Genomic DNA, 26470 nt, shown 5'->3' on the forward strand with positions numbered 1-26470 from the left:
ATCACGCGGGGGCGTCGTGCCATGTTCACGCCACGCCCCCGCGTCCCTTGTGCCTTTGAAGGGGCGCGCAGATTGCCCATAGGTTCGCGCAAGCGCAACGGGTTGCACATCAGAGCTTGACCTGCGTCCAATGAATCAATAATTCCCGATATATGGATAAGAACAACGCTCTCGACGCTTTTGCGGCGCTCAGTCAGGTCACCCGCCTTGATGTCTTCCGTCTTCTCATCACAGCCGGAGAAGGGGGGATGTCGGCAGGCGATATCGGCGACACTTTGGGGGTGCGGCAGAATACGATGTCGACCAACCTCGCGATTTTGGCGCGTTCTGGCCTTATTCGCAGCAAGCGCGAAGGGCGAAGCATTCGTTACTTTGCCGATATGGAGGGGCTGCGCGGTTTGCTCGCCTTTCTGATGGAGGATTGCTGCGGCGGGCGTCCGGAACTCTGCCAACCCATCATAAACGAGCTCGCCTGCGCCTGTTAGGCGCGTATGGGGGAGGTGCCGCATTGGTCCTGTAACATTCCTGTGCTGACATCGGGCAACCACATATTCACGGCCAAGGGGCTGCAATTTTTGAAGGTTCGACATGACTGATACGACACTTCCCGCGGCGGCGGGTCTGGGCACGTTTGAAAAATGGCTGTCCGTTTGGGTGGCGCTGGCGATTGGCGCGGGGCTGCTGCTTGGCAATCTGTTCCCGACGGCGTTTGGTATGCTTGCCGGGCTTGAGGTGGCGTCGGTGAACTTGCCCGTTGCGGTGCTGATCTGGGCGATGGTGTTCCCGATGATGGTCGGGGTGGATTTCGGAGCCTTGCGTCAGGTGGGGGACAAGCCGAAAGGGTTGGTTGTCACGGTGGTGGTGAACTGGCTGATCAAACCCTTCACCATGGCCGCCCTTGGCGTGTTGTTTTTCAACTATTTTTTCGCAGGCCTGATCCCGCCGGATGACGCGCAGGCCTATCTTGCGGGCGTTATCCTGCTGGGGGCCGCGCCCTGTACCGCGATGGTTTTCGTCTGGTCGAACCTGACGCGGGGGGATGCGACCTATACGCTGGTGCAGGTGAGCGTGAACGACGTCATCATGGTGTTCGCCTTCGCGCCCATCGTTGCCTTCTTGCTGGGGGCCACGGATATCATTGTGCCTTGGGATACGCTGCTGTTGTCCGTGGGCCTTTACGTGATGCTGCCGCTTTTCGTGGGGTATCTGACGCGCCAGCGGCTGATTTCGCAAGGCGGCGAAGCGGCGGTGGATCGGTTCAAGTCGGGTGTGCAGCCGTTCTCGATCATCGGTCTGCTTGTGACGGTGGTCTTGCTTTTCGCGTTTCAGGGCGAGGTGATCCTGGACCGGCCGCTGGTGATTGCCCTGATCGCTGTGCCGCTTCTGATCCAGTCCTACGGGATATTCTTTCTGGCCTATGGGGTCGCGCGGGCTTGGGGTATCCCCTTCAACGTCGCGGCACCCTGCGCCTTGATCGGCACTTCCAACTTTTTCGAGTTGGCGGTCGCGGTTGCGATCAGCCTTTTCGGGCTCGGATCCGGTGCGGCATTGGCGACGGTGGTCGGTGTCTTGGTCGAAGTGCCTGTCATGCTGTCGCTTGTCGCTTTTGCAAACAGAACTCGCCACTGGTTCCCTGCCTCGGAGGGGTCAGCATGAGTGTTGTCATTCACCACAACCCCGACTGCGGCACGTCCCGCAATGTGCTGGCCATCATAAAAGCATCGGGCGTGGAGCCAGTGGTGATCCCCTATCTTGATACCGGCTGGACGCGCGGACAGCTTCTTGGGCTTTTCGCGGCGGCGGGTCTGACACCGCGCAGCGCTTTGCGGGTAAAGCGATCTCCGGCAGAGGCATTGGGGCTGCTGGATCCCAACGTGGGGGACGAAGCCCTTCTGGCAGCCATGCTGGAACACCCCATTCTGGTCAATCGCCCCATTGTCTGCACACCCAAAGGCGTCCGGCTGTGCCGCCCAAGCGAGGCCGTGTTGGACTTGCTTGACCACCTCCCACAGGGGCCGCTGACCAAGGAAGACGGCTCTTTACTGATTGACGCGGAAGGAAACCGAGTTGCCTGATACCCCGAACCTTGATGACACCCACTTCAAAGCGATTGATGCGGCGCGTCTGCTTGAGCCCGCAGCAGACACGGATCGCCCGCGTATCCTGTTGCTTTACGGATCATTGCGGGACCGGTCGTTCAGCCGGCTCATGACAGAGGAAGCCGCGCGCATCCTGACACGGCTGGGGGCCGAGACGCGTACCTATTCGCCGTCTGGCCTGCCGCTGCCGGATGATGCCGACGCCAGTCACCCCAAAGTGCAGGAGCTGCGCGATCTGGTCACGTGGTCGGACGGTATGGTCTGGTGTTCACCCGAACGCCACGGGGCCATGACCGGCATCATGAAAACCCAGATCGACTGGATTCCGCTGTCCTTGGGCGGTGTGCGTCCGACGCAGGGCAAAACGCTGGCCGTGATGCAGGTCAGCGGAGGGTCACAAAGCTTTAACGCCGTGAACCAGCTGCGCATTCTTGGGCGTTGGATGCGGTTGCTCACGATCCCGAACCAGTCCTCCACCCCCAAAGCCTTTCTTGAGTTTGACGACGCGGATCGGATGAAGCCATCGCCATTCTATGATCGGGTCGTTGATGTCATGGAAGAGCTGGTGAAGTTCACGGTGCTGACCAAAGACAGGAAAGACTACCTGCTGGATCGCTATAGCGAGCGGAAGGAAAGCGCCGCCGAGCTGTCGAAGCGCGTGAACCAGAAGTCGATCTGACCGATTTGTCGACCGCAGGGGCAGGAATATCCGTATGTTGAACGGGACGCGGCTTGAATGATTTGCGCGACAGCTGCGCTGGATGGTCTGTTAAAGCTTCTTCCAGCGCAGTTGCTTGCCTAAGGTGACCGCGCAGCGGCTGCATATAATGATCGTGATATCGCCAGAGACAGAGGCATTTTGTGACACAACTATTTGATACACCAACCCGTTACGGCACCGTAAGCCGGCTGCTTCACTGGGGCATGGCCGCATTGTTTGCGGCGCAGTTTATCTCGGCCGCGGCGCATTGGGCGCTTCCGCGAGAGAACACCCTGCGCGAGCTACTTTGGGGCTACCATACGACGCTGGGGGTGACGCTGTTTGCGCTAATCTTGGTGCGCGGTCTGTGGGGACTGGCGAACATCCAACGGCGGCCTGCGCATGCCGGTTTGATGGGGCAGGCGGCTGTCGCGGGTCATGTGGTTCTATATGCCTTGATGGTGATCGTCCCGGGCGTACGGCTCTTGGCCGCAGCGGGCGGCACCCGTGGCCTGAGCTATTTCGGGGTGCAGATATTCCCGCCCCAAACCGCCGAGGCCGCCTGGATGCAAGCGCCCGCGGAATGGCATGGAGAGCTGGGCTGGATCCTTGCCCTTGTGGTGCTTGGGCATATCTTCATGGCAGTCGTTTGGCATCGCCTGATCCAGCGTGATGATGTCCTGTCCACGATGGCGGGGCGGTAAGACGCTGAAAATAGGGAGCTTGGGTCTTGCCCGAGGCCAACGGCCACGTCTTCGGTTTTACTATGGGGCGTTCGAAGGGTAAGACAGGCCAACGGCCTGGCTGCTTTACACCACTTTCAACAAAGGCTTTCCCATGGCCACCAAAACCAACCTGCACCCCCGCAACCTCCACAACGAGGGGTATGATTTCGCGCGTCTGATTGCGGCCCTCCCCGAGCTAGGGCCGTTTGCGACCCCCAATCCGGCGGGGCAGACCACCATCGATTTTCGGGACGTGGCGGCTGTGCGTATGCTTAATCGGGCGCTGCTCAAGGCGGACTACGGCATTGATTTCTGGGACATCCCGCCGAACTACCTTTGCCCGCCCATTCCGGGGCGCGTCGATTATATCCACCATTTGGCCGATCTGCTTGCGCGCAGCAACAACAACCAGATCCCGCGCGGGCCGCAGATCAAGGCGTTGGACATCGGCACCGGCGCAAGCCTGGTCTACCCGCTGACGGGGCAAAGCGCCTATGGCTGGCAGTTTACCGGTGTCGATATCGACCCTGTGGCCATCAAGTCTGCGCAACAGATTGCAAAGGCCAACGCGCTGGACGTGGACCTGCGGCTGCAAGAGAACCGCGAGGATATTTTCGACGGGGTGATCCATCCTGACGACCGTTTCCACGTCACCCTGTGCAACCCGCCCTTTCATGCCTCAATGGAAAGGGCGACGAAGGGCACGCAACGGAAATGGGCGAACCTTGGCAAAGGGCGTTCAGGCAAGCTCAATTTCGGCGGGCAAAACGCCGAGCTCTGGTGCCCCGGCGGCGAGATCAGGTTCATCGCCAGCATGGTCGACCAAAGCCGCGCGATTGCGGGGCAATGTCTGTGGTTTACGTCGCTTGTGTCGAAAAAGGACAACGTGCAGACGCTCTATAAAATCCTGAAAAAGGCCAAGGTCGCCAACTGCGATGTGGTCGAAATGGCGCAGGGACAAAAAACCAGCCGGTTCATCGCCTGGACATTCATCAAGAAAGACCAGCGTGCGTCCTTTATGAAGGGATCCGCGCGCTAGATCCGCCATGCACATGTTCGATGCCCCGCGACATTAACCACCCGTATCGCCCTTCGTCTCGATCTTGAGCGTGGTGCCGCAGTGTTTACAGTGAACGGCGTCCGTCTCGTGACGGTTGAGGCCACATTCGGGGCAGGTGTGCTTGATCTTGGAGGGTTGGAAAATCGTCCGCGCCAATTGCACGAACAGCGCGACCCCGACCACCATGATGAACACCGACAGCAGCTTGCCACCCGTTGTCGTCATCGTGATGTCGCCAAAACCCGTTGTCGTCAGCGTCGCCACTGTGAAGTACAGCGCATCGACATAGCCCGCGACGCCCGCGTCCTCTTCAAAGGTCAGCACAAACACCAGCGATGTGATGACAAAGATGAACACCAGCAGGTTGACCGCCGCAAGGATCGCGTCCTCGTGTTTGCGGAAAAACGCGCTTTCGCGCCGCAGGTCGTGCAGCAGGTGATAGGCATGGATCAGCCGCAAACCGCGCAAGACCCGCAGGAACGCAAAACTTTCGGCCATAAGCGGTGCCAGCACCAGCGATATCACCACCACCAGATCAGCAAGGGTGTAGATGCGCGTCAGCTCTTTGCGCAGGTTCGTAGAGATCCAAAGACGCGCGGCAAGGTCGAACAGGATGAACAGACCAAAGAACGCATTGACCGCCGTAATCACCGGCGTGGACGGCAGCGCGGCGGTGGCGATGAAATAGATGATCGTCAGCGAATCAAACAGGATCAACCCGTAGCGAAACCGGCGCGAGCGCGTGTTTTGCCCATCGTATAAAGCTTTAATCGTACTGCGTAGACTGTTCATTGATTGGACATACCGCTTCCCTCAGGGTCGTCATCGTCAACAACCGCTGAGGGTCAAGATGGCGCAAGGCGCGCCAATATCAATGGTTTGCGTAGTCCGGCAGGATTACTCGGGCGTGGGCTCGTCTGTCCGGGCCAAGCGGCGCACAAAGCTGACGCCCGTTTGACGGCGCAGCATGCGACGGGATTTATGCTTTAGGCCGACTTCTTCCAGCACCTTGGGGTTGCGGTAGTGCACCGTGAAGATATCGCGATCTTCGGGCAGGGGCTCCCCCCGTATCTTGCCGCCCAGGATATAATGTTGCTCTTCCGCCAGCGGGTTCCATGTCAGGCCCGCACGGCGGATGGCGACAGGAAGGCTCATCTGATCCAGATAGGGGCGTCGCTTTTCCAGCGTGTCAATCTCGTCAATCCGTCGGGCCGTCTCGTACCAGACATCGGTAAACCGGCCCTGTGGTCCTTCGGCTTCGGGGAAAAGGACGAAACCGGACGAGAAATAGGGCACTTTGGGGCGGCGCGACTGGCGCATCAGGTACACGCGCTCTTCCGGGATCTCCATATCGAAGGCCCCGTAGATCAGGTCCCAGATGTCTTTCTGCGCCCAATACATACTGGCCGCGACAGAGCAGGAAACATGGCCGGATTTCACGATATTGTCGATTGTATTGGGGCGGATAAACAAGACGTCGGAATCCACAAAGGCGGAAAACTCGCTCTCGCGGGGCTGCATCGCGGCGATGATCTTGTTGCCGTGGGGATAGGGCTCGCGCCACATGCCTTCCGTTTTCATCGGGCGTAGCTCCGCCCCCATTTTCTCGTGTGCGATAAACACCGAGGGGTGGACGTCGTTCATGCGATGTTCGGGCACATAGCCGATGCAGGCCACGTCTTCGGAAAACTGCTCGCGGATAGAGGCAAGCAGGCTACAGGCCATGATGTCGTAAGAGGGCGGTTCCACGATATAGGTGAGCGTAAGTCTCGGTTTCGCCATTAGTCTGCTTCCCTATCTACGGTGCCCGTCCCGCCCGGGCGGTCGGCTCCGGCGGGGCTGTCGCGCAATGCTCGCTTGCACGCCCCAACTGTTTTTCAGGAATGTCTGGTTCTGTCTAGGTTTACGTGACCGGTGACCCACCTGCGCCTTAGCGCAGACGTTGTTCCGTGTTGGCGTCAAACAGCATCGCCCGCTCTGGCGGGATTCTCACGCCAACCTGCGCCCCTTCACGAGACCGGTCGTCGCCGCGTTCCTCGACGATGATCTTGGCACCGGTGTCGGACAGCAGGTGAACATAGGACACGCCGCCAAGGGCCTCGGTCATTTCGACGGTGAAGCCTTTGCCTTGGGGGTCAATTTCGATGTGTTCCGGCCGGATGCCGAGGGTGATGTCGCGGCCGTCTTCGGGTGGGGTCACGGGCAGGGCATAGCTGCCGTCCAACCCGTCCAGCACGACCTTGCCGCCGCTGGTGGTGCCATCCAGAAAGTTCATCGCGGGAGAACCGGTGAAGCCGGCGACAAAGCGGTTGTCAGGATCGCGGTACAGGTCAAGCGGTGCGCCGACCTGTTCGATCCGGCCCTTGCGCAGCACGACGATCTTATCGGCGAGGGTCATCGCCTCTACCTGATCGTGGGTGACATAGACCATCGTCGCCCCGATTTCCTTATGCAGGCGGGCGATCTCGACGCGCATTTCGACACGCAACTCGGCGTCGAGGTTGGATAGCGGTTCGTCGAACAGAAAGACTTCGGGGCCGCGTACGATGGCGCGCCCGATAGATACGCGCTGCCGCTGGCCCCCCGACAGGGCGGCGGGCTTGCGGTCAAGATACTCTTCCAGCTTCAGGATCCGCGTCGCCTCGGCCACCTTCTGGGCGATCTCGGCTTTGGGATGGCCGTTCATTTTTAGGCCGAACCCCATGTTGTCGCGCACGGTCATATGCGGATAGAGCGCGTAGGTCTGGAACACCATCGCGACCCCGCGCTCTGCCGGGTCCATGCGGGTCACATCCCGGTCGCCGATGCTCATGCTGCCTTCGGTGGTTTCTTCCAGCCCGGCAATCATGCGCAGCAAGGTCGACTTGCCGCAGCCTGACGGGCCGACAAAAACGCAAAACTCGCCATTTTCGATTTCAAGGTCGATCCCGTGTATCACCTGAACACCGCCATAGCGTTTCACGACATCTTTCATGACGACACCGGCCATATACGACTTCCTTTTATGAGGGGACAGAGGGGGACTGCCAGGACTGCGCCTCGGCCCCGATGCGGGTGGCACAATCAAGCAGGGCAGGGCGGAACGCATTCAGACCGTCCAGCGTATGACGGTGTGTTGCAGTTGCAATGGATACGGCACCCACGACGCGGCCTGCGTCGGTCAGAATGGGGGCGGCGATGCTGATGATGCCGGCCTCGTGTTCCTCGCGGTCAAAGGCGATGCCCTCGGCGCGGATCTGTTCCAGCTCGCGCACAAGGGTCTCGGTGCTGGTATGGGTCGCATCGGTATATTTCAAAAACGCCTGCTGCTGTAGCGCCTGCGCCTGTGCCTCGGGTTCAAGATGCGCGAGAATCGCCTTGCCGACTCCTGTGCAATAGGCAGGGGCGACCTGACCGGTGCGCGCCAGCGTGGCAAAGCGGCTGCTGGCCTGACGCTTGTCGACGAATACGACCTGACCGTTGTCGATTTGCGCAAGGTGGATCGCCTCGCGCAGGCGTTCGCCGAGGGCGCTGATATAGGGGGCGGCAATCGGTGCAAGCGAGGCTTGCGACCATGCGGAATGTGCAAGGCTGACCAGACGGATGCCCGGCGCATAGGTCTGCTGATCCTTGTCATAGCTTAGCATACGTTGACTGGTGAGCGTCTGAAGTAGCCGATACAGCGTCGGTTTTGGAAACTCCGATGTCTCCAGCAATTCGCGCATGCGGACGGGGCGGCCCATTGCTGTCACCTGATCCAGCACGCTCAGCGCCTTTGCAACAGTCCCGTCGCTGTTCACCACATTCATATCGTTCTCCGTCCCTCAGGGCGCTGCATCCTGTGGGGTCTTTTGACTGACCCATCCCCCATGCAGCGCACCAAACTGTTGACAAGGCTAGCGAGCCTGATCTTATATATCAATATACAAAACTAAGTTTCAAATAATGAGACAGTTTTGGATTGCGGAAGCATCAGGGAGGATACCATGCATTCCATTCTCAAGAGGTCACTCGCGGCCTTTGTCGCTGCGGGTTTTTCAACATCGTTTGCTGTCGCGGACGAAAGTCAGCTTTCAGGGGAGCTCAAGATCACCTTCTGACATGTCGAACCCCGCGCCGCGCGCGGTGATGGAGAGTTTGGCAGCCGGTTTCGGAGAGCTGCATCCGGACGTCGATATCGAACTGACGATCGTCGACCGCGAAGCGTGGAAGACGCAGATCCGGAACGCCTTGGGGGCGAACCCGCCCGATGTGGTCAACTGGTATGCCGCGAACCGCATGGGCCCTTATGTCTCTGCCGGGTTGTTCGAAGACATCTCTGATATGTATGCCAACGGCGATCTGCCCGGGCTTGAGTTTGTCAAAGGTGCGCTGACCATCGACGGCAAGCAATATGGTGTGCCCTATACCTACTATCAGTGGGGCATGTACTACCGCGAAGATATCTTCAAGGAACTGGGACTGACCGAGCCTGAAACCTTTGAGCAAGAGCTTGCGAACTGCGAAAAGATCGTTGCCTCGGGCCGTGCGTGCTATGCCATCGGGACCAAGTTCCTGTGGACCGCTGGCGGCTGGTTCGACTATCTGAACATGCGCACCAACGGGTTTGATTTCCACATGGAACTGGCCCGTGGCGAGGTGCCCTGGACCGATCCGCGCGTCCGCGAAACCTTTGCCAACTGGCGCAAGATCATCGACATGGGTGGCTATGTCGCCGATCACCAATCCTATTCCTGGCAGGAAGCGTTGAACTTCATGATCGAAGGCGAGGCGGTGGCCTATCTGATGGGGAACTTCGCCGTCGCCGCGATGCGCGAAGGCGGCCTGGACGACAGCCAGATCGACTTCTACCAGTTCCCGAAGATCGCGGATGTGCCACAGGGCGAGGATGCCCCGACCGACACGTTCCACATCCCGTCAGGTGCCAAGAACAAGGAAAACGCCCGCGCGTTCCTTCAGTATGTGACATCGGCTGATGTGCAGACCAAGATCAACGCAGGCGACGCCTTGGGGCAGCTGCCCATCAATTCTGAATCCTCGGTCGATAAGGACGAGTTCCTCGAGCAGGGGTTCGAGATGCTGAACACCAGCGCCAAGGGCGGTGTGGCCCAGTTCTTTGACCGCGACTTCAGCGCCGAGATGGCCAGCGTCGGCATGGAGGGGTTGCAGGAATTCATGGTGGTTCCCGACAACCTCGACGACATTCTCGAACGTCTCGAAGAAACGCGTCAGCGCATCTACGAATAACGCTAAAGCGTCGCGTCCTCCCGCATCGGGGGGACGCAACCCACCGCCTCAATCCATTCGCAAGCCCGCCGACGGCCGGTTTTCGCATGTGTTGATTTACCGGAGACCACGGCATGGCAGCAACAACACCGCCCCCCGCGCGCAGTTGGTACAAACGCAACGAGATCGCGCTGACGCCGTGGCTTTTCCTGCTGCCGGCGATGCTGTTCTTTGCGGTCTATGTGATCATTCCCATCGGCCAAAGCGTCGCGATCAGTTTCTACCAGTGGGACGGACTGGGGGAAAAGACCTTTGTCGGCACCGCGAACTACGAAAGGTTGCTGGGGATCGGCGACCAGAAGATGGACCGCAAGTTCGAAATTTCGTTCTGGAACAACCTCAAATGGCTGGTGCTGTATTTGCTGGCGGTGCCCGCGGGGCTGTTCATCGCCTTGTTCCTGAACCAGACCGTGCGTGGTATCCGTATCTACAAGTCGTTGTTCTTCTTTCCTTTTGTCATTTCTCAGGTGGTCGTCGGACTGGTGTTCTCGTGGTTCTACCTGCCACGCGAAGGGTTGCTGAACGCGATGCTGGCGATTTTCGGGGCAGGGCCGGTGAATATCCTGGGCGATCCGTCTACGGCAACCTACGGGATCATCGCGGCGGGACTGTGGCCGCAGACGGCCTATTGCATGATCCTTTATCTAACGGGTCTGAATGCGGTGGATCCCGAGCAGATCGAGGCCGCGCGACTGGACGGGGCCAAGGGGCGCAAGATGCTGTGGTACATTATCCTGCCCCAGCTCAAGCCCGCGACGTTCATCGCCTTTGTCGTCACCATCATCGGCGCGCTGCGGTCGTTTGACCTGATCAGCGTCATGACCAACGGCGGCCCCTTCGGATCGACCCGCGTGCTGTCGTTCTACATGTTCGAAGAAGCGCTGTCCGAGTTCGGCTTCCGCATGGGCTACGGCTCTGCCATCGCGGTGATCCTGTTCCTCATCATGCTCGGGTTCATCGCCTATTTCCTCTATGCCATGTGGCGCGAAGAGCGGGAGGCTCGCTGATGTTCCCTACACCGATCGCCAAACAATCGCGCAGCCGCCAGCTGACCTATCAGACGCTGCTGCCCGTCGCGCTGATCCTGTGGCTCTTGCCGCTGATCGCGGTGGCTCTGTTCTCTATCAAGCCGGGGTCGGATTTCGCCGCCGGGAATTACTGGGGATGGCCGTCCAGCTTCGAGGGGCTGACGAACTACGGCAAGGTCTTCTTTGAAAGCAATATGCCGCGTTACCTGATGAACTCGGTCTTTATCACGCTGCCCACTGTGCTGGGGGCGATTGCGCTGTCCAGCATGGCGGGGTTCGCCTTGGGGATCTATAAGTTCAAGGGCAACCTGCTGATCTTCTTCATGTTCATCGCGGGCAACTTTGTCCCGTTCCAGATCCTGATGGTGCCCGTGCGCGACCTGACCATATCGCTGGGGATGTATGACAGCATTCAGGGACTGGTCCTGTTCCACGTGGCGTTCCAGACGGGCTTTTGCACGCTCTTCATGCGCAACTTCATCCGCGCATTGCCCTTCCCCTTGATCGAGGCCGCCCGCGTCGAGGGCGTGGCCGAATGGCGCATCTTCTTCTTTGTCGTGCTGCCACTGATGAAGCCCGCGCTGGCTGCGCTGGCGGTATTGGTCTTTACCTTCATCTGGAACGATTATTTCTGGGCCGTCGTGCTGACCCAAGGGCCAAGCGCGCAACCTGTCACCGCGGGCATCACCGAATTCAACTCGCAGTTCCGCGCAGCCTATCACCTGATGAGCGCGGGATCGATTGTCGCCGCCTTTCCGCCGGTCGCGATGTTCTTTCTGATGCAAAAACACTTCATCGCCGGTCTCACGCTTGGCGCAGTAAAGTAGAGAGTTATGACACAGACCTACCGCCTTGATGACGGGCACCAGACGCTTGTTCTGGCCTCTGCGCACGACCGCCTGCCGCAGGTGGTCTATTGGGGCAGCCCGCTGCCCGACGGCGAAAATCTGGAAGAGATCTGCGCCGCCTATGCCATCGACGTCACAGGCGGCATGTTGGACAAGACCCCTGATCTGTCGCTGTGCCCCGAAGCCGGGCGTAGCTTTCCGGGGCACGCGGGGATCGCGGTTGCGAGCGCCGATGGCACGCCGCTGCGCCCCGTGTTCCACCTGCGCAACGTGGTGCAGGATGCAGGGCTGCGGTTCGTCTGCGCGGCACCAGACGAGGGGCTGACGCTGACCTTTGACTTTGCGGTTGATGCAGCAACCGGCGTGACCACCTGCCAGACGACACTGGAGGCCGCGCAGCCCGTGCGCCTGCACTGGCTGGCCGCGCCGGTCATGCCCGCGCCGCAGCTGAGCACAGAGATGATCGACGTCTCGGGCCGGTGGTGCGGTGAATTCCAGTTGAACCGCACCCCGTGGCGGGCAGGCATCCACGCGCGCGACAACCGCACGGGTCGCACGGGCCACGAACACTTCCCCGGACTGCTGATCCCGACCACGGGGACCACAAACACCCAAGGGACGTGCTACGGGTTCCACTATGGCTGGTCGGGCGGTCATACAATGATCGCCGAAGAGCTTCAGGACGGGCGGCGGCAGGTGCAATGGGGCCATGCGGCTGGCACCCAGGACGCCCCCGCGACGCGGTTCCAGACGGCACCGCTTTATCTGACCTATTCTGACACCGGCCTGAACGGCTGTGCCGTCAGCTTTCAGCGTCATCTGCGCGACCGCATCGTGACATGGCCCAAGCCCGACACCCCGCGCCCCGTCCATTACAACTGTTGGGAAGCGGTTTATTTCGACCACGACTGGTCTGTCCTGACCGATATCGCCAACCGTGCTGCCGCTTTGGGGGCAGAGCGTTTCGTGCTGGATGACGGCTGGTTCGGACAGCGCGACGACGACACGAGCAGTCTGGGCGACTGGATCATCGATCCGCGCAAATACCCCAAGGGGCTGACCCCGCTAATCGACCATGTTCAGGGCTTGGGGATGCGTTTTGGCCTCTGGTTCGAGCCCGAGATGATCTCGCGCGATAGTGACCTTTACCGTGCCCACCCCGATTGGATTCTGGGCCCGCAGGACCAGATAGAGGGGCGTCAGCAGCTGGTGCTGAACATGGCGCTGCCGCAGGTCCAAGAACTGCTTTACGACCGTATCGCCACGGTGCTGCGCGACAATGCCATCGACTATATCAAATGGGACCATAACCGCGTGTTGCCCGCACCCGACGCGGCGCAGACACGGGGCGTCTATGCGCTGCTTGACCGGTTACGCGCCGATTTCCCGCTGGTCGAGATTGAAAGCTGCGCGTCAGGCGGAGGACGGATCGATTTCGGGATCATGGCGCGGACCCAGCGGGTCTGGCTGTCGGATAGCAACGACGCGCTGGAACGGCTGCGCATTCAGCATGACGCTGCCTTGTTCCTGCCCGCTGCCGTGACCGGCAGCCATGTCGGGCCCCGCCACTGCCACACCTCTGGCCGCACGCTGGACATCAGCTTTCGCGCATGGGTCGCCGCGCAGCGCCACCTGGGGTTCGAGATGGACCCGCGCGAGCTGGACGCCCGCGAAACCGATGTGCTGAAACAGGTCACTCAGTGGTGGAAGGACAATCGCGGATGGATGCGCACCGCGGATATCCTGCGGCTCGACAGCGCTGATCCGGCGGTGATCGCAGAGCAGCAACAGGCCACCGATGGGATGCGTTTCGTGGTGTTCGCGGGCAAGGCCGCGACCTCGGCCCAGATCTCACCGCGCCCGCTGCGGCTGACCGCACTTGACCCGCAGGCGCGCTACCGGATCACGCTGGCAAACCGCGACGAGGCGGTCGCGCTGTCACGGGGTGATGCCGCGCTCAAGACCCGCGATCTGGTGCTGTCGGGCCAGTACCTCATGAACCATGGCGTGACCCTGCCATGGTCGTTCCCTGAACGCATGTGGGTCATTGAAGGAACACGGCTATGACAAAAGAGAAACGCAACCGCGCTTGGTACGGCAAGAATGATCGGGACGGGTTCATTCACCGCAGCTGGATGAAAAATCAGGGCTTTCCCGACCACGCGTTTGATGGCCGCCCCATTATCGGTATCTGCAATACATGGTCCGAATTGACCCCGTGCAATTCCGGCCTGCGCGATCTGGCCGAAGGGGTGAAGCGCGGCGTGTGGGAGGCAGGGGGCTTTCCGGTCGAATTTCCGGTGATGAGCCTTGGCGAGACCCAGATGAAGCCGACCGCCATGCTGTTTCGCAACCTGCTGGCGATGGACGTCGAAGAAAGCATTCGCGCCTATGGTATCGACGGTGTGGTTCTGCTGGGCGGCTGTGACAAGACCACGCCGGGTCAGCTGATGGGCGCGGCGAGCGTCGATCTGCCGACGATCGTTGTCAGCTCAGGCCCGATGCTGAACGGCAAGTGGAAGGGCAAGGACATCGGCTCTGGCACGGATGTGTGGAAGTTCTCGGAAGATGTGCGCGCGGGCGAGATGACCTTGCAGGATTTCATGGCCGCTGAATCCGGCATGAGCCGGTCCAAGGGCGTGTGTATGACGATGGGCACGGCCTCTACGATGGCGAGCGTGGTAGAGGCGATGGGGATGTCACTGCCCACCAACGCCGCGCTGCCTGCCGTTGATGCGCGCCGCATGGCGCTGGCGCATCTGACCGGCAAGCGCATCGTCGAGATGGTCGAGGAAGATATCAAGCTGTCGCAGGTCGTTACCCGCGCCTCTATCGAGAACGCCATTCTGGCCAATGCCGCTGTCGGCGGGTCGACCAATGCCGTGATCCATCTGCTGGCCATCGCGGGCCGCGTCGGCATCGACCTGACGCTCGATGATTTCGAGCTTGGGTCGGATATCCCGCTGCTGGTCAACTGCATGCCCTCGGGTAAATATCTGATGGAAGATTTCTGCTATGCGGGCGGGATGCCCGTGGTGCTGTCCCATCTGCGCGACAAGCTGCGGCCCGCGCAGACCGTCATGGGCGGGGATATCCTTGCCTACGCCGAAGGGGCTGAATGCTACAACGAGGATGTGATCCGCCCGCTGGATAATCCGCTGCGCCCTGCGGCCGGGTTGAAGGTCCTACGCGGCAATATCGCGCCCAATGGGGCGATCGTGAAACCCTCGGCGGCGACGGACACATTGCTGGAACACGAGGGCGAGGCATATGTCTTCGAGAATATCGAGGATATGAAAGCCAATATCGACCGCGAGGATCTGCCGGTGACCGCGGATACGGTTCTTGTGCTCAAGGGCTGCGGCCCAAAGGGGTATCCCGGTATGCCCGAAGTCGGCAATATGCCGATCCCCGCGCGTCTGGTCAAAGAAGGCGTGCGCGATATGGTGCGCGTGTCCGACGCGCGTATGTCCGGCACCGCCTATGGCACCGTGATCCTGCACGTCAGCCCTGAATCCAATGCAGGCGGCAATCTGGGGCTGGTACAGACGGGCGACCGTATCCGGCTGTCGGTGGCGCAGGGCACATTGGACGTGCTTGTCTCTGACGAGGTGCTGGCACAGCGCCGCGCTGCCTGGGTACCCGAACCGCCCCGATACGACCGCGGCTATGCCAAGCTCTATACCGAGACGGTGTTGCAGGCAGACAAAGGCGCGGACCTTGATTTTCTGGTGGGTAAAGACACCCGCCCCGTCACACGGGAGAGCCACTGATGACCCTGAACGCAACATTTCCCGATCTGCGCGGCCGGTCGGTATTCATCACCGGCGGCGGCGCGGGGATCGGTGCCTTTCTGACCGACGGCTTTCTGGCGCAGGGGGCCAAGGTCAGTTTTGTCCAGCGCAGCGACGCCACCGCGTTTTGCAACGAGATGGAAGAAAAACATGGCCAGCGCCCCTTTGCGCAGACCTGCGATATCTCGGATATTGCTGCACTTCGGTCCAGTCTGGCCGCAGCCGCCAAGGAACACGGCCCGGTCACGGTTCTGGTGAACAACGCCGCCAATGATGCCCGCCACACCGCCGAAGAGGTCACCGAAGACTTCTGGGACCAGTCGCAGGCGATCAACCTCAAGTCCTATTTCTTCGCCTGTCAGGCCGTGGTCGCAGGGATGCGCGTCGCGGGTGGCGGGGCCGTGGTGAACATGAGCTCGATCTCGTATATGATGGGGAATGCGGGCTATCCTGCCTATACGACCGCCAACGCCGGCATCAATGGGATGACCCGTTCGCTGGCGCGGGAATTCGGGCCGGACAAGATCCGCTTTAACGCGCTGGCACCGGGGTGGGTGCTGACGGAAAAGCAGATCGAACAATGGGTCACGCCCGAAGCACTGGCGGCGCATATTGACCGGCAATGCCTTAAGGATACGTTGAAGCCGGAAGACATCGTGGATGCGGTGCTGTTTTTATCCTCTGCCTCCAGCCGCATGATGACGGGGCAGTTGATGGCCGTCGATGGCGGCGTTGTGGTCACCGGATAGGAAGGGATACCGTGCAACACTACGCTGAATGGATCGCTGTCGATTGGGGCACGTCAAACCTGCGGGTCTGGATGATGGGGGCCGATGGGCGGCCCTTTGCCGCTGACAGGTCTGACAAGGGGATGGCGGGGCTGACGCAGGACGGGTTCGAACCTGCCTTGCTTTCGTTGATAGACCCCTACCTAAATCCGGACCATGTGACCCCAGTGATCTGCGCGGGTATGGTGGGCGCCCGCGAAGGCTGGCGCGAGGCCGCCTATGTCGCCACGCCCTGCGCGCCTCCGGATGCGCGGGCGGCGGTTGCGGTACAAGCCCATGACCCGCGGATCGCGGTCCACATCCTGCCCGGCGTGAAACAGATGGCTGCCCCTGACGTGATGCGCGGCGAGGAAACCCAGATCGCAGGGGTGCTGCACAGTCAGCCGGAGTTTGACGGCATCCTTCTGTCTGCCCGGCACCCACACCAAATGGGTCCACATCAGCGCGGGCGAGATCGTGAGCTTCCAGACCTGCATGACCGGCGAGATCTTCGCGCTGCTGGCCAGCCAGTCGGTACTGCGCCATTCGGTCACCACGGAAGAGTGGGACGAGGACAGCTTTATCGACGGCGTCACGCAGGCGATGGACAGCCCACAAAGCTTCGCCTCCAGACTGTTCGGTTTGCGTGCAGGGGGGCTGTTGCAGGGCACACCTGCAGGGGCGGCGCGGGCGCGGCTTTCAGGGCTACTTGTCGGGCTAGAGCTGGCCGGCACGCGCCCCTATTGGCTGGGCCGCCATGTCGCCATTCTGGGCGCAGACAGCGTCGCCGCGCATTACCGGTGCGCATTGGCCGCACAGTGTGTGCAGGCCGAAACACTGGATAACGCGGGTCTGACGCTGGCGGGCCTGACCTCTGCCTATCGTTCATTGAAAGGGCCCCTTGTATGAGCCGCAATATCATCGCCATTCTGCGTGGCATCCAGCCGCATGAGGCCGCCGACATCTGCGCCGCCTTGATCGACGCAGGCATCACTCGCATCGAGGTGCCGCTGAATTCGCCAGAACCGTTGAAATCCATCGAAACGATGGCCCAAACCTATGGGGCCGACGCGTTGATCGGCGCGGGCACGGTGTTGGACGTTGAAAACGTCGCGGCGGTGGCGGCTGCGGGGGGGCGGATGATTGTCTCTCCGAATGCGGATCCTTCTGTTATCACGGCAAGCAAGGCGGCGGGCATGATGTCCTATCCCGGTGTGATGACGCCCACGGAATGTTTTGCCGCGCTTAAGGCCGGGGCCGATGGGCTCAAGCTGTTTCCGTCGTTCCTGCTGGGGGTCGAAGGGCTCAAGGCGATCAGGGCGGTGCTTCCGGCGCAGACCGAAACCTATGCGGTTGGCGGCGTCGGCCCGTCGAATTTCGCGGAATGGCTTGCGGCAGGGGTGACGGGCTTTGGGCTTGGGTCCAGCCTCTACAAACCGGGGCAAAGCGCGGCTGATGTGGCACAAAGCGCGCGCGCGGCGGTAAGCGCCTATGACAAGGCGACGCTCTCTTGAACGCCACACTCTTTGATGCGCGGGCGTGCGCGTTGGGCGAAGGGCCGCTGTGGCACCCCGAACGCGGCCAGCTGTTCTGGTTCGACATCCTCGGCAAAACCCTGATGTCGCGGCAGGGCGACAAAACGCTGTCGTGGCAATTTGACGAATGCGTCTCTGCCGCCGGGTGGATCGATAGGGATACCCTGCTTGTCGCGTCGGAAACCGCGCTGTGGCGGTTCGACCTCAACGGAGAGAAGCGTTCCCTCGTCGTGCCGCTTGAGGCGGATCAGCCGCTGACCCGGTCAAACGACGGGCGCGCCGACCCGTGGGGCGGTTTCTGGATCGGGACAATGGGCTTCAACGCAGAGCGGGGGGCGGGGGCGATCTACCGCTACTACAAGGGCGCGCTGCGACAGCTTTTCGCGGAGATTACCATTTCGAACGCGATCTGCTTTTCGCCCGACCGACGATTTGCCTATTTCACCGACACGCCCACGCGCCAGATCATGCGCGTGCCCCTTGATGCAGCAGACGGCTGGCCCTCGGCCCCGCCAGAGGTGTTTGTCGATCTCAAGAAAGACAAGCGTAACCCCGACGGCGCGGTTGTCGACAGCGACGGCTGCTTTTGGAACGCGCAATGGGGGGCCGGGCAGGTCGCCCGCTACAGCCCCGATGGCACCTTGTTGCAGACCGTTGATGTTCCAGCAGCGCAGGCCACCTGTCCGGCCTTTGGCGGTTCGGATCTGCGGACGCTCTTTGTCACCTCTGCCGCGCAGGGCCGCGACGGGGCGGAGGATGGCCAGACCTTCCAGCTTGCCTCGGACGTGCGAGGCCAGCGGGAACACCGGATAATTTTGTGAGGCGTGATGAAACGAACCCTAGGGACTTGCTATTACCCTGAACAATGGCCCGAAGAGATGTGGGAAGCCGACGCCCGCCGCATGGTCGAAGCGGGCCTGACATGGGTGCGCATCGGCGAGTTTTCATGGAGCAAACTAGAACCGCAACCCGGTCAATATGACTGGGCGTGGCTGGACCGCGCGATCGAGGTTTTGGGGGCTGCCGGTTTGCGGGTTGTGCTGGGCACCCCCACCGCCACCCCGCCACGCTGGATGCTGAAACGCCACCCCGATATGCTTGCCGTGGATATTGAAGGGCGTCCGCGCAAATTCGGGTCGCGCAGGCACTACTGTTTCAGCCACGAAGGCTATCAGCAGGAATGCGTCACGATTGCCACGTTGATGGCCAAACGCTATGGCGCGAACCCCCATGTGGCGGCGTGGCAGATCGACAATGAATACGGCTGCCACGACACGGTGATCTCGTATAGTGACGCGGCAGCCCATGCCTTTCGCGGCTGGCTGGCAAAACGCTACGGTACCCCCGCCGCGCTGAATGCCGCGTGGGGGAATACGTTCTGGTCGATGGACTACGACAGTTTCGACGATATCGACCCGCCCAATCTGACCGTGACCGAAGCCAACCCTGCGCATCGTCTGGCGTACCGGCGGTTCAGCTCGGATCAGGTGGTGGCATTCAACCGGCTTCAGCTTGACGTGATCCGCCAGCACAGCGCCGCCCCCGTGAGCCATAACTACATGGGCCGGATCACTGACTTTGACCATTTCGCAGTGGGTGAAGATCTTGATATCGCCACTTGGGACAGCTACCCGCTGGGCTTTCTCGAGGATCGGGTGGGCGCGGATGCGGCGCAGCAGCACCGCTATGCGCGGCAGGGTGACCCTGACTTTCAGGCGTTCCACCACGATCTTTACCGCGCCGTGGGCAAGGGGCGCTGGTGGGTGATGGAACAGCAGCCCGGGCCGGTGAACTGGGCCCCGCACAACCCTGTGCCACTGGCCGGTATGGTGCGTCTGTGGACATGGGAGGCCTTCGCCCACGGGGCCGAAGCGGTGTGCTATTTCCGCTGGCGACAAGCCCCCTTCGCCCAAGAGCAACTGCACGCCGGCTTGCTGCGCCCCGACAGTGCCGACGCCTTCGCGATGGCGGAGGTCCGGCAGGTCGGCGCAGAGATGGCCAAGGCTCCGGATGTGCAGCCCGCGCAAGCACCGGTCGCACTGCTGTTCGACTATGACGCGGATTTCGCATGGGCAACCCAGCCCCATGGCGCGGATCTAAGCTATTTCGGGTTGGTCTTTCACACCTACAAGGCGCTGCGGCGTCAGGGGCTGTCGGTTGATATCCTGCCCGCCACCTGCCGCGATTTTGACGGCTACGGGCTGGTGATGGCACCGGGGGTGATGCACATGCCGGACGCTCTGAAACAGGCGCTGGCGCGCAGCGCGGCGACGGTCGTCTATGGCCCCCGCAGCGGCGCGCGCACGTCCGAGATGGCGATCCCCGTGCCGCTGCCCCCCGCAATCGACGGGTTGGACGTAACGGTCACGCAGGTCGAAAGCCTGCGGCATGACATCTTCGTGCCGCTGGAGGGCGGTGGGAAAGTGATCCGCTACCGTGATGTGCTGGACGGCACGGCAAAGGTCATCTTGCAGACCACTGACGCAGAGCCGGTTGCCATGCGCGACGGGCAGCAGATCTATCTGGGGGGCTGGCTGGATGAGGGCACGCTCGACCAATTCATCAGCGGGCTGTGCGGCGAGGCAGGGATCGACGTGCTGCCGATGCCCGAAGGGGTACGTACCCGCACGACGGGGGGCGAACGGTTCTGGTTCAATTATTCAGATGCAGAGGTTGCCTGTCACGGTGTCGAACTACCCGCCGCGGGCGTTCTGCGTGTGCCGGTCTGACCACAGGGGCGCGGCTCAAGAGACCGGATACCGCCGCGTCATTGGCGGTATCCGGTGCGTCACTTTACCAAGATGTGATGACGGTCCCGTGGTAGCTTTCATCGATGAAGGCTTTGATCTCGTCCGAGTGATACGCCTCTAGCAGGGTCTTGACCCAAGGCGCGTCTTCCTTGCCCTCTTGCACAACGATCACGTTCACATAGGGGTTGTCGGCGCTTTCCATCGCGATGGAATCCTCTTTGGGGCTAAGGCCCGAGGCGATGGCGTAGTTGGTGTTGATCAGCGCCGCATCCAGATCGGCCAGCGAACGGGGCAGCTGCGCCGCGTCAAGTTCTTTGAACGACAGGTCTTTGGGGTTCTCGGTGATGTCCAGAACGGTGGGCACCAGACCTGCAGCAGGATCGACCTTGATCATGCCAAGCTGTTGCAGCACCAGCAACGCGCGCCCGCCGTTGGTGGGGTCGTTCGGGATGCCAAAGGTCGCGCCTTCTTCAAGCTCGGCGATATCGGTGATCTTGTCCGAATAGATGCCCATCGGCGTGGTGATCGTGTTGCCCACAACCGCCAGCGCAAAGCCGCGGTCTTTCATCTGTGCTTCAAGGTAAGGCACGTGCTGGAACGAGTTCGCCTCGATATCGCCATCGGCCAGCGCCTGGTTCGGCACCACATAGTCAGAGAATTCGACAACGTCGATCTCAAGGCCCATCGGTTCGGCCACACGGGCGACCTCTTCCATGATCTCGGCGTGCTCGCCGGGGGAAACGCCGACTTTGATCTGCTCTGCCATCAGCGATGTCGCCATAAGCGCGAGGGTAGAGGTCAGGGTCGCAATGCGTAGCATGTATATGCTCCTTTAACTGGGAAACGAAATTGGGAGGAAAGGGCGGAGGGCTATTGCCCGCCGCTTTTGGTGGCGCGTTTGTCGACAGCCGCTGCGATGCGTTCGCCGATCGATTGCACAAGCTGCACCAAGACGATGAGGATGATCACGACAACCGCCATAACGTCGGGCATAAACCGTTGATACCCATAGCGAATGCCCAGATCGCCCAGACCTTCGCCGCCCACGGCACCGACCATGGCGGAATAACCGATCAGGCTGACAATGGCGAGGGTGAGGCCAAGCGTGATACCGGGCAGCGCTTCGGGTAGCAGCACCTTGCGGATGATCTGCAACGGGGTCGCCCCCATGGCGCGCGCCGCCTCGATCAGGCCGGAGTCAACCTCGCGGATCGCGTTTTCCACCAGACGCGCGATGAAGGGCACGGTGGCAATCGTCAATGGCACAATCGCGGCTGTCGTGCCGATCGACGTGCCCGCAACCATCCGCGTGAAGGGGATGATCGCGACCACCAGAATGATGAACGGCACCGACCGCGTGGCATTGACCACCAGCCCGAGCACCTTGTTGACCCACGGGGCCGACAGCAGCTCGCCGCGCTGCGAGGTCGCCAGAAACAGCCCCAAGGGCAGGCCAAGCAGCGTCCCCAGAAGCGCCGAGATGGCGACCATATAAAGCGTCTGGCCCGTGGCCTCGATCAGTAGGTTGATAAGGTTAGCCGACATAGCCAAGCACCTCCGTCATAAGCCCGTGGCTTTCCAAAAATGAACGCGCCTCTGCGGCTTTGGCCACAGGCAGCGATACCAGCAGGTTGCCGAAGGGGCGGGTGCCGATTTCCTCGACCGCGCCGGCAAGGATATTGACCGGAATGCCCATGTCCTGCGTGAGCCGTGCCAGCATCGGGTCGGTGGCGTGCTGGCCCGCAAAAGTCACGCGGATCACCTCTTCGCCGCCCTGCGCGGGGGCGTTTGGGAACAGACGATCCTTGACGAAAGCGGGCAGGGTGACGCCGGTCACCCCCGACAGGAAAGACCGTGTGGTCGCTTGCTGAGGCGCGGTGAATATATCGTAGGTCTCGCCATGTTCGACGATACGGCCCCCGTCGATCACGGCGACGTGGCTGGCGATGTCCCGGACCACGGCCATCTCGTGGGTGATCAGCAGGATGGTCAGCCCCAGGTCGCGGTTGATGTCCTTGAGCAGCGACAGCACCGTTTGCGTCGTTTCAGGGTCCAGCGCGGATGTCGCTTCGTCCGACAGCAGCACTTTGGGGCCGGTGCCCAGTGCCCGCGCGATGCCGACGCGTTGCTTTTGTCCGCCCGACAGCTCTGCCGGATAGCGTGTGGCGTGCGCGCTTAGTCCGACCCGTTCGATCAGGTCGGCCACACGGGGTTTGATTTGCGAGGACGGCACACCGGCGATTTCCAGCGGCAAGGCGATGTTGCCCGCCACGCTGCGCGAGGCCAGCAGGTTAAAGTGCTGAAAGATCATCCCCACATCGCGGCGGATCGCACGCAGCTTGGCCCCTTTTGCAGCCCCCACATTCTGCCCGCCCACGAGAACCGCGCCCGTCGTAGGCCGCTCGATCCCGTTGACCATGCGCAGCAGCGTCGATTTGCCAGCCCCCGATCGTCCGATGATGCCGGTGATTGATCCCGGCTCCATCGCCAAAGAGACGCCTTCAAGCGCCGTGACAGTCGTGCCGCCGGATTTGGAATAGGCTTTGCCCACGTTTTCGAACGTGATCGAAGCGCCGTTGGGTTCTGTCATGATCGGTCCAGCCTGCGGTCGGTTGCGGTGGCGCCCGTAGACAGAAAGGCAGGGGGTATTGCAAGCGCAGTTTTCGCATACCCGCCCTGACTTTACCGATGTGCTGAACGCTAAGTTTTTACAGGTCCAGCACCAGATGCCCACCCGCTGCCGCCGCGCGCGACTGGCAGGTGATCAACGTGGTTTCACGCTGCGCCTGTGACAGCACATAATCGCGGTGATCGGCGTCACCCTCGACCAGCCCGCAAGCGCAAACCCCGCAGATCCCGTCGGCGCATTTCACATCCAGGGGCACGCCTGCCTCTGCCAGCATATCTGACAGGCTGCGGTCGGCGGGGACGTGGATGTCTTTGCCGGTCTTGGCTAGATGGACCGTAAAGCTGTGATTCTCGCGCGGGGGGGCTTCGGGGACGGCGAAATATTCGATGTGACACTGATCCTCGGCAAAGCCCGCGCGGGCGGCGGCGGTCATTGCGGCCTCCATATAGGCGGGGGTGCCGCAGGCGTAGGCGTGACTGCCCGCAGGATGGCCTGACAAGATCGTGTCAAACTCTGCCCGACTCCCCTGATCGCTGACGTGCAGCACGGCATGGGCGGCCCAGTGGGCGGCAGCGATCTCGTCCGCAAAGGCCAGATCAGCGGCGGTGCGGGCTGAATAATGCAGCGCGAAGTCGCGGCCCAAATGATGCAGGCGGTGCGCCATAGCGATCATCGGGGTGATACCGATGCCACCGCCCATCAACACGCTGAAGGGGGCGTCTTCGGTCAGGGGGAAATGGTTGATCGGGCGGGCGGCGAAAATCTTGCGCCCCTGCGTGAAGATACGGTGCATCAGGGCGCTGCCGCCGCGGCCCTGATCCTCGCGCTGGACGGCAATGACATAGCGCGACCGGTCCGAGGGATCGCCGCACATGGAATATTGGCGCAGGTACTCGGGCGCGATCACCACATCCAGATGCGCGCCTGCCTGCCACGCGGGCAGATCGGCCCCGTCGGGATCGCGCAGTTCATAGCGCGTGATGCCGTCGCTCAGCACATCCGCGCGGGTGACGGTCAGCGGCAATACCGGACTATCCGCCAAGGGCTTGAGCGCAGGGACCAGCCCTTGCGTGTCTCCGCTTGCGACACGCGCGCGGTGTGTGGCGGCGGGGATCATCGCGCCATAGGCGCGGATGCCGGCCTCGCGGTCCATCGGGTCGGGGTAGGGGTAGGGATGCGGGGCAAGCGGCGCAGGGTAGACGGCCAGCGTCTGGTCCTGCGCGCGCAGCTTCAGGTCTTTTTGCAGACCGCGGGTGTTCACCGGCTTGTCCGTGGGGCGGTAGCCACCGTCGTCCTGCACCTCCAGATCCCACCACCATTTCTTGACGGGGTTGATGTCGCCACGGTCCAGCAGATCGTCGAGCTTGGCCAGCGCTGGCGCGGTGGCGGGCAGCTTCATCGCGGTCCAGCGCCACACGCTGTCGGCCAAGATCCCCTCAAGGTTCCAGGGGCAGGTCTTCATGCAGCGCCCGCACATGGCGCCGCCCTCGGTCGTGATCCGGTATGTGGCGCATTTCTGGCTGTCGGATTTCCAGATCTCGTAGCCGTTGAACATCAGCTTCGGCCCCGCCGTGATCGCCCCCGAGGGACATTCCCGCGCGCATTTCTGGCAGCTTTCGCAGAATTTCTGCAGGCCGAAGTCGATCGGCTTGTCATGGGTCATCGGCAGGGTGGTCGTCACCGCGCCCGATTTCAGACGCGGGCCGAGATAGGGGTTGAGGATGACTTCGCCGATGCGGCTGACCTCGCCCAAGCCCGACAGCAGCAGCAGCGGGGGTTGCAGCACATCGCCATCCATCACCGTATGCGCCTTGGCCGGATATCCCAGATCGCGGATCAACCGCGCCAGCACGCCGCCCACAAGGCTGAACCGCAGATAGGCGCGCATGGATTGCGCCACGCTGATCCAGTCATCGCCCGAGGCCCCCTCCATCGTGTCGAAACCCTGATCAATAACGAGGCTGATCGCCTGATCATGGGGCGGGTCGATCGCGGTGCCGGTGGCGTCGTGGCTGTACCATGCCCAATCGGGGCAACGGCTGACGCCCACGGCATCGGCCCCAAGGAAATAGGCAACCGCCTTGACCATCTCTGCCGCCTGTTGCGGGGCGAGGGCGGTTTGCGTTTCGGCAGCTTGCCCGTCTTGCAGCAGACCAAAGGCCCCAAGCGCGCGCCGCTGCGCCATAGAGGTCGGCGTCTTGCGGATGTAGCGCCCGCCGGTGGCCCCGTCTTGCAGCTTTTTGCCCATGTCCCCGAACAGCGCACGGCTGAACATATCGGTGCGTTTGGGCAGGCGCGGGATGCGCGGTTCGTCCATATAGGTCGTGGGGCTGTCCACGCGCTTAAGCTTTTCGAAAGGCTGCGCGCCATCGACAAAGCGTCGATGTGCATAGGCGGGCGGCGTGCGGGGCAGGGCGGCGGCGGCCAGAGGGCGGTCACAGGCCAGATCCATCGCCATGGTGACGGCGGCCAGCGAAAAGCGCGTGCCGACAAAAGGCGCGGTCAGCTGACCGTCTTGGGGCAGCGCCAGCCCCGCCGCGACCGCCAGCTTGTTCAGGTCCACATCGCTTGCCGTCATGGTATGCCCGCGCGCCGGACGCCCCAGCAGGCGGATGTAATTCGACAATACCGCCGCCGATTCCGCGGCCAGTAGGGACGACCGGTGATCCTCCATCCCTGTGATCCATAGCGCACCGGGTTCATCCTGTTCGACCGCGCGGGGATGCGCGACAAGCAGCACCAGCGCGTGGGTATGGCCTGCGATATCCGTCTCGGGTGCGGTGACGGAGTCGCGCAGGTCGGCCATGATCGCATCCACACCAGAGGCGAGCGTCTTGACCTGACGCGTCTGCAAATCCTGCGCCAGCCGCGCCACATCCGCATTGCGCAGAGGCTGTGCCAGATGGTGGTCGGGGGCAAGCTTGCAAATCCCCACCATCGTCGCATCGTTGAAATGGGCAAACGCCTTGAGGTGCTGCGCCCGCTCGGTCAGATCGGCGGGGATCTCGGCCAAGGCATTGTTCACCAGACCCTCGCGGATCGCATCCAGCATGGCGCGGTGATCCCGCGTCGCTTGGGCCAGCGGACGCGCGTCGCCCGTCACCCCCAAGGGGGTGAAGGCCGGCACCGGCCCTGCAACACCCTCCGCCCGCCGCAGCTTTTCAGTCGGGTAGGCACCCATATGGATGGGGCGGTTTTTGCGGGAACGCAGCCGTGGGGTCATGGGTATTGCCTCTTAATTCGGTGCCATAGTTGTCCTAGATCAACTAT

Annotated in this window: 22 protein-coding genes and 2 pseudogenes; 16 read left to right on the top strand and 8 right to left on the bottom strand. The window is 61.8% G+C overall.

Going from position 1 to position 26470, the window contains the following annotated elements; all coding sequences use genetic code 11:
- Positions 1–152: 152 nt before the first annotated feature.
- From SJY36_RS04615 to rlmF, 6 genes are all read left to right on the top strand, one after another.
- Entirely contained in the window at positions 153–485 is a 333-nt protein-coding gene (locus SJY36_RS04615; protein ID WP_386173318.1) for an ArsR/SmtB family transcription factor, read from the top strand.
- Positions 486–588: 103 nt separating this feature from the next.
- Positions 589–1656: an ACR3 family arsenite efflux transporter gene (gene arsB / locus SJY36_RS04620; RefSeq protein ID WP_386173320.1), complete on the top strand. Its 1068-nt coding sequence runs from the start codon at positions 589–591 to the stop codon at positions 1654–1656.
- Positions 1653–2075 carry an arsenate reductase (glutaredoxin) gene (arsC, locus tag SJY36_RS04625; RefSeq protein WP_386173322.1) on the top strand — a complete coding sequence of 141 codons (423 nt, stop codon included), beginning with the start codon at positions 1653–1655 and terminating at the stop codon, positions 2073–2075. The genes arsB and arsC overlap by 4 nt, the downstream gene beginning before the upstream one ends.
- Positions 2068–2778 carry an arsenical resistance protein ArsH gene (gene arsH / locus SJY36_RS04630; RefSeq protein ID WP_037963363.1) on the top strand — a complete coding sequence of 237 codons (711 nt, stop codon included), beginning with the start codon at positions 2068–2070 and terminating at the stop codon, positions 2776–2778. The genes arsC and arsH overlap by 8 nt, the downstream gene beginning before the upstream one ends.
- A 182-nt stretch (positions 2779–2960) precedes the next feature.
- On the top strand, positions 2961–3503 hold the full coding sequence (locus SJY36_RS04635) for a cytochrome b (protein WP_386173324.1): 543 nt from the start codon (positions 2961–2963) through the stop codon (positions 3501–3503).
- A gap of 133 nt (positions 3504–3636) precedes the next feature.
- Entirely contained in the window at positions 3637–4563 is a 927-nt protein-coding gene (rlmF, locus tag SJY36_RS04640; protein ID WP_340262008.1) for a 23S rRNA (adenine(1618)-N(6))-methyltransferase RlmF, read from the top strand.
- Positions 4564–4596: 33 nt separating this feature from the next.
- Here rlmF and SJY36_RS04645 read toward each other — a convergent pair whose 3' ends face one another.
- From SJY36_RS04645 to SJY36_RS04660, 4 genes are all read right to left on the bottom strand, one after another.
- A complete protein-coding gene (locus SJY36_RS04645; RefSeq protein WP_037943672.1) occupies positions 4597–5376 on the bottom strand; it encodes an ion channel in 780 nt (259 codons plus the stop codon).
- A 105-nt stretch (positions 5377–5481) separates the two neighbouring features.
- A complete protein-coding gene (locus SJY36_RS04650; protein WP_386173327.1) occupies positions 5482–6366 on the bottom strand; it encodes a hypothetical protein in 885 nt (294 codons plus the stop codon).
- 148 nt (positions 6367–6514) lie between these two features.
- A complete protein-coding gene (locus SJY36_RS04655; protein WP_386173329.1) occupies positions 6515–7573 on the bottom strand; it encodes an ABC transporter ATP-binding protein in 1059 nt (352 codons plus the stop codon).
- Between the two features lie 13 nt (positions 7574–7586).
- On the bottom strand, positions 7587–8372 hold the full coding sequence (locus SJY36_RS04660; RefSeq protein ID WP_005852114.1) for an IclR family transcriptional regulator: 786 nt from the start codon (positions 8370–8372) through the stop codon (positions 7587–7589).
- Positions 8373–8549: 177 nt separating this feature from the next.
- Between SJY36_RS04660 and SJY36_RS04665 the strand changes: the two are divergent.
- From SJY36_RS04665 to SJY36_RS04710, 10 genes and pseudogenes are all read left to right on the top strand, one after another.
- A pseudogene (locus SJY36_RS04665) lies at positions 8550–9810 on the top strand (ABC transporter substrate-binding protein).
- A gap of 113 nt (positions 9811–9923) precedes the next feature.
- Positions 9924–10856, top strand: coding sequence for a carbohydrate ABC transporter permease (locus SJY36_RS04670; protein ID WP_005852117.1), 933 nt, complete (start codon positions 9924–9926; stop codon positions 10854–10856).
- The gene (locus SJY36_RS04675; protein WP_005852118.1) at positions 10856–11704 is read left to right on the top strand and encodes a carbohydrate ABC transporter permease; all 849 of its coding nucleotides are present in this window, start codon (positions 10856–10858) and stop codon (positions 11702–11704) included. Before SJY36_RS04670 ends, SJY36_RS04675 begins: the two co-directional genes overlap by 1 nt.
- 6 nt (positions 11705–11710) lie before the next feature.
- Positions 11711–13792: an alpha-galactosidase gene (locus SJY36_RS04680; RefSeq protein WP_386173331.1), complete on the top strand. Its 2082-nt coding sequence runs from the start codon at positions 11711–11713 to the stop codon at positions 13790–13792.
- Complete coding sequence (locus SJY36_RS04685) at positions 13789–15498, top strand: IlvD/Edd family dehydratase (RefSeq protein WP_037963355.1); 1710 nt, start codon at positions 13789–13791, stop codon at positions 15496–15498. The genes SJY36_RS04680 and SJY36_RS04685 overlap by 4 nt, the downstream gene beginning before the upstream one ends.
- On the top strand, positions 15498–16268 hold the full coding sequence (locus SJY36_RS04690; RefSeq protein WP_386173333.1) for an SDR family NAD(P)-dependent oxidoreductase: 771 nt from the start codon (positions 15498–15500) through the stop codon (positions 16266–16268). The genes SJY36_RS04685 and SJY36_RS04690 overlap by 1 nt, the downstream gene beginning before the upstream one ends.
- A gap of 11 nt (positions 16269–16279) precedes the next feature.
- Positions 16280–17195, top strand: a pseudogene (locus SJY36_RS04695) (2-dehydro-3-deoxygalactonokinase).
- Positions 17192–17800 carry a 2-dehydro-3-deoxy-6-phosphogalactonate aldolase gene (locus tag SJY36_RS04700; protein ID WP_340241501.1) on the top strand — a complete coding sequence of 203 codons (609 nt, stop codon included), beginning with the start codon at positions 17192–17194 and terminating at the stop codon, positions 17798–17800. Before SJY36_RS04695 ends, SJY36_RS04700 begins: the two are co-directional and overlap by 4 nt.
- Positions 17797–18642, top strand: a complete 846-nt coding sequence (locus SJY36_RS04705; protein ID WP_386173336.1) for an SMP-30/gluconolactonase/LRE family protein — start codon at positions 17797–17799, stop codon at positions 18640–18642. The genes SJY36_RS04700 and SJY36_RS04705 overlap by 4 nt, the downstream gene beginning before the upstream one ends.
- Before the next feature lie 6 nt (positions 18643–18648).
- Entirely contained in the window at positions 18649–20550 is a 1902-nt protein-coding gene (locus SJY36_RS04710) for a beta-galactosidase (protein ID WP_386173338.1), read from the top strand.
- A gap of 64 nt (positions 20551–20614) precedes the next feature.
- On the opposite strand, the gene SJY36_RS04715 is transcribed toward SJY36_RS04710, so the two are convergent.
- From SJY36_RS04715 to SJY36_RS04730, 4 genes are all read right to left on the bottom strand, one after another.
- Complete coding sequence (locus SJY36_RS04715; RefSeq protein WP_037943683.1) at positions 20615–21391, bottom strand: MetQ/NlpA family ABC transporter substrate-binding protein; 777 nt, start codon at positions 21389–21391, stop codon at positions 20615–20617.
- A gap of 50 nt (positions 21392–21441) precedes the next feature.
- A complete protein-coding gene (locus SJY36_RS04720; RefSeq protein WP_009826399.1) occupies positions 21442–22116 on the bottom strand; it encodes a methionine ABC transporter permease in 675 nt (224 codons plus the stop codon).
- On the bottom strand, positions 22106–23161 hold the full coding sequence (locus SJY36_RS04725; protein ID WP_386173341.1) for a methionine ABC transporter ATP-binding protein: 1056 nt from the start codon (positions 23159–23161) through the stop codon (positions 22106–22108). Before SJY36_RS04725 ends, SJY36_RS04720 begins: the two co-directional genes overlap by 11 nt.
- A 118-nt stretch (positions 23162–23279) precedes the next feature.
- Entirely contained in the window at positions 23280–26423 is a 3144-nt protein-coding gene (locus SJY36_RS04730; RefSeq protein WP_386173343.1) for a 2Fe-2S iron-sulfur cluster-binding protein, read from the bottom strand.
- Between the last annotated feature and the right edge of the window lie 47 nt (positions 26424–26470).

It is taken from the genome of Sulfitobacter sp. R86518 (assembly GCF_042466275.1).
Lineage (GTDB): Bacteria > Pseudomonadota > Alphaproteobacteria > Rhodobacterales > Rhodobacteraceae > Sulfitobacter > Sulfitobacter pontiacus.

Coding starts and splice junctions, on each gene's coding strand:
- SJY36_RS04615 (WP_386173318.1), top strand. CDS start 153: ATGGATAAGAACAACGCTCTCGACGCTTTTGCGGCGCTCAGTCAGGTC.
- arsB (WP_386173320.1), top strand. CDS start 589: ATGACTGATACGACACTTCCCGCGGCGGCGGGTCTGGGCACGTTTGAA.
- arsC (WP_386173322.1), top strand. CDS start 1,653: ATGAGTGTTGTCATTCACCACAACCCCGACTGCGGCACGTCCCGCAAT.
- rlmF (WP_340262008.1), top strand. CDS start 3,637: ATGGCCACCAAAACCAACCTGCACCCCCGCAACCTCCACAACGAGGGG.
- SJY36_RS04645 (WP_037943672.1), bottom strand. CDS start 5,376: ATGAACAGTCTACGCAGTACGATTAAAGCTTTATACGATGGGCAAAAC.
- SJY36_RS04650 (WP_386173327.1), bottom strand. CDS start 6,366: ATGGCGAAACCGAGACTTACGCTCACCTATATCGTGGAACCGCCCTCT.
- SJY36_RS04655 (WP_386173329.1), bottom strand. CDS start 7,573: ATGGCCGGTGTCGTCATGAAAGATGTCGTGAAACGCTATGGCGGTGTT.
- SJY36_RS04660 (WP_005852114.1), bottom strand. CDS start 8,372: ATGAATGTGGTGAACAGCGACGGGACTGTTGCAAAGGCGCTGAGCGTG.
- SJY36_RS04670 (WP_005852117.1), top strand. CDS start 9,924: ATGGCAGCAACAACACCGCCCCCCGCGCGCAGTTGGTACAAACGCAAC.
- SJY36_RS04675 (WP_005852118.1), top strand. CDS start 10,856: ATGTTCCCTACACCGATCGCCAAACAATCGCGCAGCCGCCAGCTGACC.
- SJY36_RS04680 (WP_386173331.1), top strand. CDS start 11,711: ATGACACAGACCTACCGCCTTGATGACGGGCACCAGACGCTTGTTCTG.
- SJY36_RS04685 (WP_037963355.1), top strand. CDS start 13,789: ATGACAAAAGAGAAACGCAACCGCGCTTGGTACGGCAAGAATGATCGG.
- SJY36_RS04690 (WP_386173333.1), top strand. CDS start 15,498: ATGACCCTGAACGCAACATTTCCCGATCTGCGCGGCCGGTCGGTATTC.
- SJY36_RS04700 (WP_340241501.1), top strand. CDS start 17,192: ATGAGCCGCAATATCATCGCCATTCTGCGTGGCATCCAGCCGCATGAG.
- SJY36_RS04710 (WP_386173338.1), top strand. CDS start 18,649: ATGAAACGAACCCTAGGGACTTGCTATTACCCTGAACAATGGCCCGAA.
- SJY36_RS04715 (WP_037943683.1), bottom strand. CDS start 21,391: ATGCTACGCATTGCGACCCTGACCTCTACCCTCGCGCTTATGGCGACA.
- SJY36_RS04720 (WP_009826399.1), bottom strand. CDS start 22,116: ATGTCGGCTAACCTTATCAACCTACTGATCGAGGCCACGGGCCAGACG.
- SJY36_RS04725 (WP_386173341.1), bottom strand. CDS start 23,161: ATGACAGAACCCAACGGCGCTTCGATCACGTTCGAAAACGTGGGCAAA.
- SJY36_RS04730 (WP_386173343.1), bottom strand. CDS start 26,423: ATGACCCCACGGCTGCGTTCCCGCAAAAACCGCCCCATCCATATGGGT.